Origin of the sequence: Vibrio sp. 10N.286.49.B3, from assembly GCF_002873395.1 — a bacterium.
Taxonomy (GTDB): Bacteria; Pseudomonadota; Gammaproteobacteria; order Enterobacterales; family Vibrionaceae; genus Vibrio.
In genome coordinates this window covers 62,047-76,968 of the sequence record NZ_MCUV01000035.1, presented here as the reverse complement: position 1 = coordinate 76,968, position 14,922 = coordinate 62,047, and the positions used below count along the sequence as shown (strand labels likewise).

The 14,922-nt window shown below is 41.0% G+C and carries 13 protein-coding genes; all 13 read left to right on the top strand.

Translation table 11 applies throughout. The annotated features are described in order from the left end of the window. Positions 1-122 precede the first annotated feature (122 nt). The 13 genes from BCU68_RS12550 (at position 123) to fliG (ending at position 14,919) form a co-directional block, all read left to right on the top strand. Positions 123-1,253 (top strand): flagellin, encoded by a 1,131-nt coding sequence (locus BCU68_RS12550; RefSeq protein WP_102565089.1) that lies wholly within the window; start codon positions 123-125, stop codon positions 1,251-1,253. A gap of 271 nt (positions 1,254-1,524) precedes the next feature. Next, a complete protein-coding gene (locus BCU68_RS12545; protein WP_102565088.1) occupies positions 1,525-2,658 on the top strand; it encodes a flagellin in 1,134 nt (377 codons plus the stop codon). 266 nt (positions 2,659-2,924) lie between these two features. Then, entirely contained in the window at positions 2,925-4,058 is a 1,134-nt protein-coding gene (locus BCU68_RS12540) for a flagellin (RefSeq protein WP_102565087.1), read from the top strand. Positions 4,059-4,137: 79 nt separating this feature from the next. Further along, a complete protein-coding gene (flaG, locus tag BCU68_RS12535; RefSeq protein ID WP_102565086.1) occupies positions 4,138-4,563 on the top strand; it encodes a flagellar protein FlaG in 426 nt (141 codons plus the stop codon). A 20-nt stretch (positions 4,564-4,583) separates the two neighbouring features. Continuing rightward, positions 4,584-6,611 carry a flagellar filament capping protein FliD gene (gene fliD, locus BCU68_RS12530; protein ID WP_102565085.1) on the top strand — a complete coding sequence of 676 codons (2,028 nt, stop codon included), beginning with the start codon at positions 4,584-4,586 and terminating at the stop codon, positions 6,609-6,611. A gap of 3 nt (positions 6,612-6,614) precedes the next feature. Beyond that, entirely contained in the window at positions 6,615-6,920 is a 306-nt protein-coding gene (locus BCU68_RS12525) for a flagellar protein FliT (RefSeq protein ID WP_102565084.1), read from the top strand. Between the two features lie 11 nt (positions 6,921-6,931). Further along, complete coding sequence (fliS, locus tag BCU68_RS12520) at positions 6,932-7,342, top strand: flagellar export chaperone FliS (protein ID WP_102565083.1); 411 nt, start codon at positions 6,932-6,934, stop codon at positions 7,340-7,342. Between the two features lie 226 nt (positions 7,343-7,568). Next, positions 7,569-9,035, top strand: a complete 1,467-nt coding sequence (locus BCU68_RS12515; RefSeq protein WP_102565082.1) for a sigma-54 dependent transcriptional regulator — start codon at positions 7,569-7,571, stop codon at positions 9,033-9,035. Positions 9,036-9,150: 115 nt separating this feature from the next. Continuing rightward, entirely contained in the window at positions 9,151-10,194 is a 1,044-nt protein-coding gene (locus BCU68_RS12510; protein ID WP_102565081.1) for an ATP-binding protein, read from the top strand. 62 nt (positions 10,195-10,256) lie between these two features. Then, positions 10,257-11,669 (top strand): sigma-54 dependent transcriptional regulator, encoded by a 1,413-nt coding sequence (locus BCU68_RS12505; protein ID WP_102565080.1) that lies wholly within the window; start codon positions 10,257-10,259, stop codon positions 11,667-11,669. Positions 11,670-11,801: 132 nt separating this feature from the next. Beyond that, positions 11,802-12,113: a flagellar hook-basal body complex protein FliE gene (fliE, locus tag BCU68_RS12500; protein WP_102565079.1), complete on the top strand. Its 312-nt coding sequence runs from the start codon at positions 11,802-11,804 to the stop codon at positions 12,111-12,113. Positions 12,114-12,128: 15 nt separating this feature from the next. Further along, positions 12,129-13,877 (top strand): flagellar basal-body MS-ring/collar protein FliF, encoded by a 1,749-nt coding sequence (gene fliF / locus BCU68_RS12495; RefSeq protein ID WP_102565078.1) that lies wholly within the window; start codon positions 12,129-12,131, stop codon positions 13,875-13,877. Then, positions 13,870-14,919, top strand: a complete 1,050-nt coding sequence (fliG, locus tag BCU68_RS12490) for a flagellar motor switch protein FliG (protein WP_102565077.1) — start codon at positions 13,870-13,872, stop codon at positions 14,917-14,919. Before fliF ends, fliG begins: the two co-directional genes overlap by 8 nt. Positions 14,920-14,922: the final 3 nt, after the last annotated feature.

Here is a 14,922-nt window from a genome sequence, read left to right as displayed (position 1 = left end):
GCCTCATTTTGTAGAGGCGAGAATATTAAAGGTGCCCAATGAGGCGCCTTTTTTATTGCTAGTAAAGTTATTCTGCCCATTGCCGATAATAAATAGCCCCTCTATTTTAGGAATACACGTGCATGGCTATTACAGTGAATACGAATGTTTCAGCCCTGATTGCTCAACGCAACTTAAGCAATGCGACAGGAATGCTTAATCAATCTTTAGAAAGGTTGGCGTCGGGAAGTCGTATCAATAGTGCGAAAGATGATGCTGCTGGGTTGCAGATATCAAACCGCTTGGAAGCGCAAATGCGTGGTTTGGATGTGGCAGTACGTAATGCTAATGACGGTATCTCTATTCTACAGACCGCTGAAGGTGCCATGAATGAATCGACGAATATCATGCAGCGTATGCGTGATTTGTCTTTGCAGTCAGCCAATGGCTCTAATAGCTCAGCAGAACGGATAGCTTTACAGGAAGAAGTGACAGCATTGAATGACGAGCTGAATCGCATTGCTGAAACGACCTCTTTTGGTGGGCGTAAATTACTCAATGGCAGTTTTGGACAATCTGCTTTTCAAATTGGTGCCAGTTCTGGTGAAGCTGTACAAGTTGAGTTGAAAAATTTACGTACTGACAGCTTAGCGATGGGCGGCTTTAGTTATACCGCTGGTTACTCAGCCGATAATAATTGGTCGGTCGCGAATAATACACAACTATCCATGTCGTATACCGATCAGTTTGGTCAAGCTCAAAGCATTAATATTGAAGCTAAAGCTGGCGATGATATTGAGCAATTAGCGACCTATATTAACGGTCAAACAGAGGCCGTTTCAGCATCGGTAAATGAGCATGGTCAGTTGCAGGTCTTTATGGCGGGCAATGAAACTTCAGGAACGATTAGCTTTCATGGCAGCCTTGCTGATGAGTTATCGATGAGTGGAGGGCAATATGAGTCAGTAAATCAAATTGATATTACTCAAGCCGGTGGTGCGCAAAGAGCCGTTGCTATCTTAGATACTGCAATGAAATATGTTGATAGCCACCGTTCTGAATTAGGTGCCTATCAAAATAGATTTAATCATGCGATTAATAATCTCGATAATGTCCATGAAAATTTAGCCACATCGAAAAGTCGTATCTCCGATACCGATTATGCTAAAGAAACGGCTCAAATGGTTAAGCAGCAAATTTTACAGCAGGTGAGTACCTCAATTTTAGCTCAGGCAAAGCAAGCGCCTAACCTTGCGTTAACCTTGTTAGGTTAGAGCTAATCGCAGGCTTTATTCGCGATTTTATACACTTTAACTGAGGGTTATCGACGGCATAGATTAAATCTTTAGGCTAAATCGTGCTTATTTTCGTTTTTTTATTCTATTTAATCAAAATAAGGTTTTTAGGAAATTTTTTTAGAAAAAAGCGAAAAAAAGCTAAAGGATTTAAATTATGAGCCGTTAATAGAAATAACTTTGAGAGAACTACTTGGTTTTTCGAGACGTCGAAAACCGCACCAACGAAAAATCAATTGGAGAAATCACCATGGCTGTAAATGTAAATACTAATGTATCCGCGATGACTGCTCAGCGTTACCTAAACAACGCGAACAACGCACAACAAACATCGATGGAACGTCTATCTTCTGGCTCTAAAATTAACAGTGCTAAAGATGATGCGGCAGGCTTACAAATTTCAAATCGTTTGAATGTTCAAAGTCGAGGCTTAGATGTTGCTGTACGTAATGCGAATGACGGTATTTCTATTGCACAAACAGCTGAAGGTGCAATGAATGAAACAACAAACATACTACAACGTATGCGTGACCTTTCATTACAATCAGCTAATGGTTCAAACTCCAAATCAGAACGTGTTGCGATTCAAGAAGAAGTAACAGCACTAAACAATGAATTAAACCGAATTGCTGAAACAACATCATTTGGTGGTAATAAATTACTAAATGGTACATACGGTACTCAATCTTTCCAAATCGGTGCTGACGCTGGTGAAGCAGTTATCATGGAGTTGAAAAACATCCGTTCTGATACTGAAGAAATGGGTGGTAGCTCTTACTTAGCTGGTTCTGAAAAAGATGCTAATTGGGCAGTTGAAGCTGGTACTCAAGAAATTACCATGGCTTTTGATGATGCTGATGGCGTGGCACAATCGATTACTATCACCGCAAAAGAAGGTGACGATATTGAGCAATTAGCCACTTACATTAATGGTCAAACGGATGATATTCAGGCATCAGTTAATGAAAACGGTGCTCTGCAAATTTATGCGGGTGAGAATAAAGCTTCTTCAGATATTGCTTTCTCTGGCTCTCTAGCTAGTGACCTAAATATGGGGCCAGCACAAGCGGTTACAGTGAATAACATCGATGTAACTTCTGCAGGTGGTGCTCAAGAATCGGTAGCGATTATCGATACAGCATTAAAATATGTCGACAGTCATCGTGCTGAGCTTGGTGCGATTCAAAACCGTTTTGATCACACGATTAATAACTTAGACAACATCAACGAAAATGTAAGTGCATCTAAGAGTCGTATTAAAGATACCGACTTCGCTAAAGAAACAACAGCGATGACTAAATCACAGATTCTATCTCAAGCATCAAGCTCTATCTTAGCGCAAGCTAAGCAAGCGCCAAATGCAGCATTAAGCTTACTAGGTTAATTAGTAGCTAGATAGCCAGAATATAAACTCATGGTGAGAGATGAGTGAGACCAACCCAGCCTAGGCTGGGTTTTTTTATGCCTGTTAGTAGAGGGGAGCGCAATAAAAAACAAGATTTATCTTTTATAAAAAAAATCATTAAATATCTAATTTTTATCTAAAGATTCTTTATTGTTAGCCGTTAAAGGGATTGAGAGAAATGAAATGTGCCAAAGTGAGGTGAGAGACACGTTGGCCATTTAAACAATGCCTTAAGGAGATTAACTATGGCTATAAATGTAAATACTAACGTATCGGCGATGACTGCCCAGCGTTACCTGAACAATGCAGCGAACGACACTCAAAAGTCGATGGAGCGTTTATCTTCTGGCTATAAAATCAATAGTGCAAAAGATGATGCAGCAGGCCTACAAATTGCTAACCGTTTAACCTCGCAAAGTCGTGGTCTAGACATGGCAGTAAAAAATGCAAATGATGGTATTTCAATTGCTCAGACCGCTGAAGGCGCGATGACTGAAAGTACGAACATTTTGCAACGTATGCGTGATCTATCGCTACAATCTGCTAATGGTTCAAACTCAAAGGGTGAGCGTGTTGCTTTGCAAGAAGAAGTAACAGCGTTGAACAATGAGTTAAACCGTATTGCTGAGACAACATCATTCGGTGGTAATAAACTATTGAATGGTACTTACGGTCAGCAATCTTTCCAGATTGGTGCTGATTCAGGTGAAGCAGTGATTATGAGCATGGGTAACATGCGTTCAGATACTGCTGAAATGGGTGGTAAGGCTTACACAGCAGCAGCACAAGCTGATGACTGGGTAGCGACAGCTGGTGACACTGATCTTACTTTAGATTACACCGATAGAAGTGGAGTAGCTCAATCTTTAGCTATTGACGTTAAAGAAGGGGATGATCTAGAACAGGTTGCAACTTATATTAACGGTCAAAGCAATGATGTGAAAGCATCGGTTGGTGAAGATAATACACTACAGCTTTTTGCTGCCAACACAGCCGTTGATGGTGGTTCTGTTACTATTGGTGGTAACTTAGCAAGCTCATTGAGCATCGGTACAGGTACTGATAAAACGGTTAATGATATCGATATTACTTCGGTAGCAGGTTCTCAAGAAGCTGTAGCTATCATTGATGGCGCGCTGAAGAATGTAGATAGCCAACGTGCAGGTTTAGGTGCGATTCAAAACCGTTTGGATCACACCATTAATAACCTTGATAACATTAATGAAAATGTTAACGCGTCACGTAGCCGCATTCAAGATACTGATTACGCTAAAGAAACGACAGCAATGACGAAGTCTCAAATTTTACAGCAAGCGAGTACTTCTATCTTAGCTCAAGCAAAGCAGACACCATCTGCTGCGCTTAGTTTACTTGGTTAATCAAAAAGTTAGTTTTACACTTGTTCGAGGAAGATAAGGTTAACTTATCTGAAACTCTATAAGGTAGGAGGACTTTGCTATGGATATTTCGTCCTACGCATCGAATACCCAGCCTTACGGCTCGCCAAGTGGCATAAAAATTGCTAAAGAAAACAGTAGTGACGCAACGAATATTTCTTTATCAAAAGGCTATGCTCCACCTTCAGAGGTGAAAAAAGCTCATGAATCTTCGCTTGATTCGGTGATGGCATTTGCTCAACATCGTGATGAGATGAATGAAGATGAAAGGGTGAAATTGATCGATAAAATGAATGATTTTATTAGCTCAATGAGTAAGGGAGTAGCCTTTAAGCTTGATGATGACTCTGGGCGCAATGTTGTGACAGTTTATGAAACAACAACCGGAGAGATCATTAGGCAGATCCCTGATGAAGAGATGCTTGAAATTTTAAGGCGTCTAGCGACTTTGACTTCAAATACAGGATTAATTGAAGAAAAGGTATAAATTGTTTTTGAGGTGATTCAATGAGTTTAGGCCCTATGGGTATGTCGTCTGGCATGGATATTAATTCCATGGTCAGCAAAATTGTCAATGCAGAACGTGTGCCTAAACAGCAACGTATTGATAATCAGCGCATGCAGATAGATACCAACATTAGTGCTTATGGTAGGCTCAGAGAGTCACTTGATACAATGAAAAGTCTGATGGCAAACTTTCGTCATGAAAAAGCCTTTGCCGTGCGCAAGGTGGATACGAGTGACGATGAGATTGTTTCAGCAACAGCAACTACTGATGCGATAGCAGGGAAATATGCCATCGATGTGTTGCAGCTTGCTCAGAGCCATAAGGTTGCATCGGATATTATTCCAGATGATGCAATCTTTGGTCCTGGCAAGCTGCAGGTTTCACTTGGTGACAAGAGTTTTGATATAGATGTCGGATCTCGCTCTAAACTCGTTGATGTTGTTAGAGGAATTAATGGTGCTAAGGATAATCTTGGTGTCCGTGCCTCTATCATCAACGACGTTCAGGGCCCGCGCCTTATCCTCGCCTCTAACTTATCCGGTAAGGATAACAATATTACCATTAAGGCGGATTCTGAATCAGATAATGCGCTGAAACTATTCGAATTTAAATCACTTGAAGATCGTGTCAAAGATCTTGAAGCCGCACAAAAAGTAGCTCGATCTATTTTGCCTCCCAGCTTTGATGAGCAGGCGGCAGTAAATGCTGCCGGTGGGATAAATATTGCCGCAGGAGCTAGCGAGATGGCAATGGCTGCCGATCAGTTTGATGATCAACTGCAGAACAAGCAAAATGCTTTAGATCAAACTCATTCCGAACAAGTCAACTCAGATCAAGAAAATCATGCTGATGAGAATCCTGAAAGACAGCAAGCAAATGATAGCCCATCATCTTTGCCGCTTCCGCCTCGCTCACTTTTACCTCAAGATAATATTCCGGGGTGGACGAATACCGCTTCTGGAACACTATTAGACTCTTACCGTACTCCCGAGCCAGAACTCGATGCAATCGCATTAGAAAAGTCACAAGATGTTCCTGGTTGGTCTAACACCGCATCGGGTACCTTAACAGCTTCTTATGTCACGGTAAAAGAAGCGCGAGAGCAACTTGAGCAAGAGTTAGCGGAAGAGAAAAAAGCAATCGAGCAAGCCGTTGCTGAAAATAAAATCACTCCAGAAGAAGCGAAAGTGCAACAGCGAGCAAAGTTAACCGTTGAAGAGCGTGAGCATTTAGAGGAAATGGACAAGGTTGAAGTCCAACTCAAGCAGGCACAAGAATCATTTGAAACTTACCAAGGCATGTCAGAAGTACAAGCCGCACAAGACTCTATTGTATTACTCGATGGTATCGCAGAGTTAGCTAGCCATAATAATATCATTGAAGATGCTATAGAAGGTGTTGATTTAACATTAAAGAGAACATCCGATGCCAATAAACCACCCGCTGAAATTGGGGTGGAATATGACAGGCGCAGTGTGCGTAGTGATATTGAACAGTTTGTTGCCTCTTATAATCAATTTCATCAAATTTCTAAAGAGCTAGCGAGTGTTGATCCTTTAACTGGTCAGAAAGGACCTTTAGCAGGTGATAGCGTTGTACGTACAGCAGACTCTCGCCTAAAAAGTGTTTTTTCCAGTGCGGTTGAGCAAGCACCTGAAGATTTAAAGTCTTTGACAGAGTTTGGTGTCACGACCACAATGCAGGGTAAATTAGAAATTAATTATGCAATGCTCGATCGTCAGTTAAACAATAACTTTAACAAGCTAGAAGATTTCTTTGGCGGTAATCAAGGTTTTGCTAAAAAAGTGGAAGATGCCATTCATAGTATGACGGGGGTTACAGGGACGATCCGTACACGAGAGCAGAGCTTAGTTGAACAAAACTATCGCCTATTTGATGATCAATCTTCTTTAGATCGCCGCATGGATGGTTTAGAAAAAAGAACTCATGCTCGATTTAGTGCAATGCAAGAAGCGACGGGTAAAATGCGCTCACAATTAGGTGGCATGATGAATGCGATGGGGTAGTGATTGATGGATGAGTTAAATCAATTGCGTGATCTAGATCACCAATTAATGACAAAGTTACACCAATCAGAAATTAATTCTGAAGAAATTTCTGTATTGGTCGATACAAGAGAACAAAGGTTAAACTCTATCTTATCTAAATTGGCTCAAGACCCCAGTTTAAAGAGTTGCCCGCAATGGCATGAGGCTGTTGTGCGAACCAAAACATTGCTTGAATTGATGGAATCAGAAACACAACGTGCCGGCCAGGCGTTAGTCAAATATCGCCATGGCAATAAATCAGTTCAACAATATAAAAAGTTTTTATAACGAGGGTTACTATGCGCGGTTCTTTACAAGCTTACAAAAAGGTATCAGTAGATAGCCAGCTAACAGCGGCTTCACCACATAAAATAGTACAAATGCTAATGGCTGGTGCTATTGAGAGACTAATCCAAGGAAAAGCTGCGATGCAGCAGGGTAATGTTTCAGTTAAAGGTGAGCGTTTAGGTAAAGCTTTAGATATCATTATTAGTTTACGAAGCTGCTTGTCTATGGATGATGGTGGCGATATTGCGAAGAACCTCGATCAACTTTATGAATTTATGATTATGCAAGTGTCGGCTGCAAACCATCAAAATAACCCAGAGCCGATCGATGATGTGATTGATATTATCCGAGAAATTAAATCAGCTTGGGATCAAATTCCGAATGAATACCATAATTTAACCGCTGCTGATGTTGGTATTTAAAGGATAATCACCTGTAAACTAATGCTAAATTTATCATTTTAAAGGCTATTTTGTGAGTTAAAATTTTTAATCTAGCTCACTACCTGCTCATTGCTTAGTTGCCTTATTTTTATTATTAAATAAAATAGAAGCCATTGGACAGCCTAATGGCTTTTTTTGTTGCTGTTTTCTCGTAATTATTGGTTTTAAAGCGACATACCCCAGAATAAAGGCAAGAGTTCTATTTATGCAAGGCTTGGCAAAACTACTCGTCATTGAAGATGATCAATCTCATCGTCTTAATTTATGTAACATTTTAGAGTTCGTAGGAGAAATCTGCGAAGTCATTAGTTCGGATCAAATTGACCAGATTAATTGGTCTGGTATGTGGGCTGGCTGCATTATCGGTTATACAGATAGCTCTGATGCAAGTGAAAAACTGCAGCAATACCTGATCAAATCGAATCATATCCCTTTACTATGTATCGGTAGCCCTTCTTTTTCTTTCGATGAATTGACTAATTTTGTTGGTGAACTTGAACGCCCACTAAACTACCCACAACTTAGTGATGCATTAAGGCATTGCAAAGAGTTCTTAGGTCGTAAAGGTGTACAAGTCCCATCAGTATCACGAAAAAATACATTATTCCGTAGCTTAGTTGGTCAAAGTCGAGGCATTCAAGATGTACGCCACCTGATTGATCAAGTTTCTCATACTGAAGCTAACGTTTTAATTTTAGGTGAATCAGGTACAGGAAAGGAAGTTGTCGCACGTAATATCCATTACCATTCTGCACGTCGTGGTGGTGCTTTTGTCCCGATTAACTGTGGAGCTATACCTCCAGAGCTATTAGAAAGTGAACTTTTTGGTCATGAAAAAGGTTCGTTTACCGGCGCTATTACGGCTAGGAAAGGTCGCTTTGAATTGGCTGAAGGTGGTACGATCTTTTTGGATGAAATCGGTGATATGCCGATGTCAATGCAAGTGAAATTACTAAGAGTGTTACAAGAGCGCTGCTTTGAGCGTGTTGGTGGCAATGTTACGATTAATATTGACGTGAGAGTAATAGCAGCAACGCATCGAAACTTAGAAGATATGATCGTAAACGAGCTGTTTCGAGAGGATCTTTATTACCGACTCAATGTTTTCCCGATTGAAATGCCAGCGCTAAAAGATCGCATTGAAGATATTCCGTTATTGCTACAAGAGCTAATGACTCGAATGGAAGCAGAAGGTAGTCAGCCGATTTACTTTACTCCAAGAGCGATCAATTCGCTAACGGAGCACCATTGGCCGGGCAATGTGCGAGAGTTAGCCAATTTAGTCGAAAGAATGGTAATCTTGTACCCTCATAGCCTTGTTGATGTGAATCATTTACCGACTAAGTATCGCTATAGTGATATTCCAGAGTTCCAGCCAGAGAATGTCGCTTCAGTTGGTGAGGAAGAGCTTGAGCGCGATGCACTATCTGATATTTTCTCGGAAGATTTCAACTTTGATGATCTACATGAGTCCGATCTTAACGATGGTTCTTTACAGTCTTTACCAGCTGAAGGGCTCAATTTGAAAGAAGTGCTTGCAGAGCTTGAAATCAATATGATAAGTCAGGCACTTGAAGCTCAAAATGGTGTGGTTGCAAGAGCTGCAGATATGCTGGGCATGCGTCGTACAACTTTGGTAGAAAAAATGCGCAAATATAACCTACAGCGCTAACCTCTATTATTAGGGGGCTATTGATAGCCATTTCCCTTATTGTTATATGATGAATGAATAGTCTGACATGCAAAAGCGTGGCAGACTATTCTTGCTTTAGAGGTGGAGAACTCACATGACATCTTTTCAAGATCCCGAAAACCAATCCCATTTAGACTCCGTTGAACAGCAAGTAGAGCGCTATAAGCAAGTACTTGATGTCATGCCCGCTGGTGTTATTTTGCTTGATACTCAAGGTGAAATTCGTGAGGCAAACCCAGAGGCCCAACGAATTTTAGCGGTGCCTTTAGTTGGCCTGAAGTGGTTTTCTATCATTCAAACGGCTTTTGATCCAAAAGAAGATGATGGCCATGAAATATCATTGAAAAATGGGCGTAAAGTACGTTTAGCGATTTCAGCATCAACAACAGGACAACTGATTTTAATTACCGACCTGACAGAAACACGCTTATTACAGTCACGGATCAGTGATTTACAACGGTTGTCGTCATTAGGTCGGATGGTGGCATCTTTAGCACACCAAGTAAGAACGCCGCTTTCTAGTGCCATGCTTTATGCGTCTAATTTATCCGCTTCCAATTTGACACCGGCAACCAAGGAACGCTTTCAATCAAAGCTTATGGATCGATTACACGATTTGGAGAAGCAAGTGAATGATATGCTGCTATTTGCCAAAGGTGGCGATAATAAAGTCATTACGCCTTTCGTTTTGGCTGATTTAGTCAGTGAATATCAGCCAATGGTTGAGGCAGCATTAAAAAATAGCCAAATCGATTATTGCCAAGAAGTCGAGCAGCCAGAGGTTCAGCTATTAGGAAATGTGAATGCATTAGCTTCGGCATTAAGTAATCTGGTATTAAATGCCATTCAAATGTCGGATAAAAATGCCCAAATCGATGTTTTCTTCCGCCCAGTTAATAATGAATTGAAGATCTCAGTACAAGATAGTGGTCCAGGCGTAGCTAAAGAGTTACAAGATAAGATCATGGAGCCCTTTTTTACTACGCGTTCACAAGGAACTGGGCTTGGTTTAGCGGTTGTGCAAATGGTATGCCGAGCGCATGAAGGGCGTCTAGAGCTACTATCAGAAGAAGGCGATGGTGCATGTTTTACTATATGCTTGCCTTTGATAGAAAGCAATAATAATGCAGCTGATTAAATAGAAACGAAGAATAAAAATCATGCCATAGAACATGGTGAAAAAGTGTACGGAGAGTAAGCATGGGACAAAGCAAAGTATTAATTGTCGAAGACGATGAAGGTTTACGTGAAGCGCTGGTTGATACTTTAGCCTTAGCTGGTTATGAGTGGTTAGAAGCGGATAGTGCAGAGGCAGCATTACTTAAATTAAAGTCAAATCAAGTTGATATAGTTATCTCTGATGTGCAAATGGCAGGTATGGGTGGCTTAGCTTTACTGCGTAATATCAAACAACATTGGCCGAATTTACCCGTTTTACTGATGACAGCTTATGCCAATATAGAAGATGCGGTTTCGGCAATGAAAGAAGGTGCCATTGATTATATGGCTAAACCTTTTGCGCCAGAAGTTTTACTCAATATGGTCAGCCGTTATGCTCCAATAAAATCGGATGATAATAATGCGATTGTTGCAGATGAAAAAAGTTTAAAGCTGTTAGCACTGGCTGAAAAAGTAGCGAAAACAGATGCGAATGTGATGGTATTAGGGCCAAGTGGCTCAGGTAAAGAGGTCATGTCTCGTTATATTCACAATGCTTCTAACCGTCATTCAGGTCCATTTGTGGCCATTAACTGTGCGGCTATTCCCGATAATATGCTTGAGGCTACTCTCTTCGGTTATGAGAAAGGTGCATTTACGGGGGCTGTTCAAGCCTGTCCTGGTAAATTTGAGCAAGCGCAAGGTGGTACCATTTTACTGGATGAAATTAGTGAAATGGATATGAACCTGCAAGCCAAGTTATTACGCGTTTTACAAGAAAGAGAAGTAGAGCGTCTAGGTAGTCGTAAAAGCATCCAACTTGATGTTCGAGTATTAGCAACCAGTAACCGAGACTTAAAGCAGTACGTAGCAGAAGGTAATTTCCGAGAAGATTTATATTATCGTTTGAATGTATTTCCAATTACTTGGCCAGCACTTTGCCAGCGTCCAGGTGATATACAACCGTTAGCTGCTCATTTAATTGAGCGCCACTGTGCAAAGTTAGGTTTGCCTATCCCGACTATTTCGGCAACAGCAGTGGAGAAACTATTAGCTTATCCATGGCCTGGTAATGTACGAGAGTTAGATAATGTTATTCAACGCGCACTGATTCTTAGCAATCAATCCAATATCGACTCAGAGCATATACTATTGGAAGGTCTTGATTGGCAAGATGCAGCCAGCCTACAGCAAGTTGTTGAAAATCAAGATATCGCAATGCCGGCAATTAAAGTCGTTGCAGAAACCAATAGTGATTTAGTAAAAGGCAGTTTGACGATCAGTGAAGGTTTAGGCGGAGAATTGCGCGATCAAGAGTATGCGATTATTTTGGAAACTCTCATTGAGTGTAACGGTCGTCGTAAAGATATGGCTGAAAAACTAGGCATTAGCCCACGAACATTGCGTTATAAGTTAGCGAAAATGCGCGATGCGGGTATAGAACTGCCACATTAAGTGATAGTGCTGCAGGATACGCATTTTTGTCAGTGACGGAATGTAGTACTATGGTATAAAATTTGCTATGTAGTGAAAAGATGGCTGTGTAGTTTAAAGATAATAGTCAATATATTGGCGTGAGAGGTAAATGTGAGAATTGATGGCGTACAGGGTGAAATGCAAGCAATGATGCTAGAAGCTGCCAATGCAAGACCTGCAATAAGTAGTCATAACGCTGGTGCTGATTTTAGCAATATGCTGACTCAGGCAATGAACAGTGTCAATTCTTTACAACAATCATCAAGCGATTTACAGATGCGGTTTGATCGAGGCGATGAAAATGTCTCACTGTCCGATGTTATGATTGCACGTAATAAATCCAGTGTTGCGTTTGATGCGACTATTCAAATTAGAAACAAATTAGTCGACTCTTACAAAGAGTTAATGAACATGCCGGTATAAATTGAGTAGTAAGTAGTGGCTGATAATAATAGAGCAACAGATTTAGCAGTAGCCGGAGATGGTTCGGAACATGGCTTAACAACCAGTTCGGGTCTAGATTCTGACGGGCAAAATCCAGATTTAAATGAACGAAGCTCCTCCAAGTTTGATATGGCAATTGGCGATCTTGATTTGTTGCGCCAAGTGGTTTTAGTACTGTCTATCTCTATCTGTGTTGCTTTAATTGTTATGCTGTTTTTTTGGGTAAAAGAGCCAGAAATGCGCCCTTTAGGTGCCTATGAAACGACAGAGCTTATCTCAGTTTTAGATTACCTTGATCAACAAAAAATTGACTATAAGCTTGATGGAAACACCATCCATGTTGATGCCAATGAGTATAATTCGTTGAAATTGGATATGGTGAGAGCCGGCGTTAATACCGAAAAAAGCGCGGGTGATGATATTCTCCTGCAAGATATGGGCTTTGGGGTTTCTCAACGTTTAGAGCAAGAGCGATTGAAACTAAGTCGTGAACGCCAATTAGCAAAAGCCATTGAGCAGATACGTCAAGTGCGACGCGCAAAAATATTACTTGCTCTCCCTAAGCAAAGTGTTTTTGTTCGTCATAATCAAGAAGCATCAGCCTCGGTATTTTTAACTTTAAGTACAGGAACAACCTTAAAACAGGAAGAGGTTGATTCTGTGGTTGATATGGTTGCGAGTGCTGTACCTGGAATGAATACTTCGCGCGTAACCGTAACCGATCAGCATGGACGTTTATTAAGTTCAGGTTCTCAAGATCCTTTATCGACAGCGAGACGCAAAGAACACGAATTAGAACGCAAACAAGAGCAAGTATTAAGAGATAAAATTGACTCTGTTTTGATCCCTATTTTGGGCTTTGGAAACTATACCGCGCAAGTTGATATTCAAATGAACTTCAATGCGATAGAGCAAACTCGTAAGCAGTTCGACCCACAAACAGCAGCGACTCGAAGTGAATACACATTAGAAGATTACAACAATGGTAGCGTCGTAGCTGGTGTTCCAGGGGCTTTAAGCAACCAGCCGCCTGCCGATGCATCCATTCCTCAAGACGTCGCTCAAATGAAAGACGGTTCCGTGTTAGGGCAAGGTTCTGTTCATAAAGAGGCGACACGTAACTTTGAATTGGATACGACTATTAGCCATGAACGCAAACAAAGCGGTATTGTCGATAGACAAACGGTTTCTGTTGCCATTAAAGATCAGCGTTCAGTGGATCCGAGTACTGGCGAAGTTACCTATACTGCATTGAGTGATGCAAAAATAAATGCTATCCGCCAAGTGCTAATCGGTACTATTGGTTTTAGCGAAAATCGTGGTGATTTACTCAATGTATTAAGTGTTAAGTTCGCGGAACCAGAAACAGAATTATTAGCGGATGTGCCGATCTGGGAACACCCTAACTTTAATGATTGGGTTCGTTGGCTAGCAAGTGCATTGGTTATTATCGTTGTTGTGCTTGTTCTTGTACGACCAGCAATGAAAAAACTATTGAACCCTATTGCAGAAGATAACGATGATAAAATGTATGGACCTGATGGGTTGCCGATTGGCTCTGATGGTGAAACGAGCTTAATTGCTGGTGATATTGATGGTGGAGAGCTATTTGAGTTTGGTTCAAGTATCGATTTACCAAACCTACATAAAGATGAAGATGTCTTAAAAGCCGTGCGAGCATTAGTTGCAAATGAGCCAGAGTTGGCAGCACAAGTAGTTAAAAATTGGATGACAGATGCCTAATGAAATAGTAAAGCAGGATGATGAACTAGAGCCTGTAGATATTGATATCTCTAGCATTAGTGGTGATGAAAAAGCCGCCATTTTATTACTAAGCTTAAATGAGCAAGATGCTGCTGGTATCATTCGTCACTTAGAGCCAAAACAGGTTCAACGTGTAGGTAGTGCAATGGCACAAGCGAAAGATCTTAGCCAAGGCAAGGTCGGCGCTGTTCATCGTGCATTTTTAGAGGATATTCAAAAATACACCAACATTGGTATGGGTAGTGAAGACTTTATGCGTAATGCTTTAGTCGCAGCCTTAGGTGAAGATAAAGCGAATAACTTAGCCGATCAAATCTTACTAGGCACAGGCTCTAAAGGGCTTGATTCATTGAAGTGGATGGACCCTCGCCAAGTAGCGAGCATTATTATTAATGAACACCCACAGATCCAAACCATTGTACTTTCTTATCTTGATGCCGATCAGTCGGCAGAAATACTGTCTCAATTCCCTGAACGAGTACGTTTGGACTTGATGATGCGTATTGCTAACTTAGAAGAAGTACAACCTTCTGCATTAGCCGAATTAAATGAGATCATGGAGAAGCAGTTCGCAGGTCAGGCGGGTGCACAAGCTGCCAAAATTGGTGGTCTAAAAGCAGCAGCTGAAATCATGAACTACATGGATAATAATGTTGAAGGCATCTTGATGGATCAAATTCGTGATCAAGATGAAGATATGGCAACGCAGATTCAAGATCTGATGTTTGTCTTTGAAAACTTGATTGAAGTCGATGATCAAGGCGTACAAAAATTACTGCGAGATGTTCCACAAGATGTACTGCAGCGAGCACTAAAAGGTGCCGATGAAGATCTTCGTGAGAAAATCTACAAAAATATGTCAAAACGTGCAGCGGATATGATGAAAGATGACATCGAAGCTATGCCGCCAGTACGTGTTGCTGATGTTGAATCATCACAAAAAGAAATTCTTGCCATAGCGCGTCGTTTAGCCGATAGCGGTGACCTTATGCTTTCTGGTGGCGCAGAAGAGTTCTTATAGCGT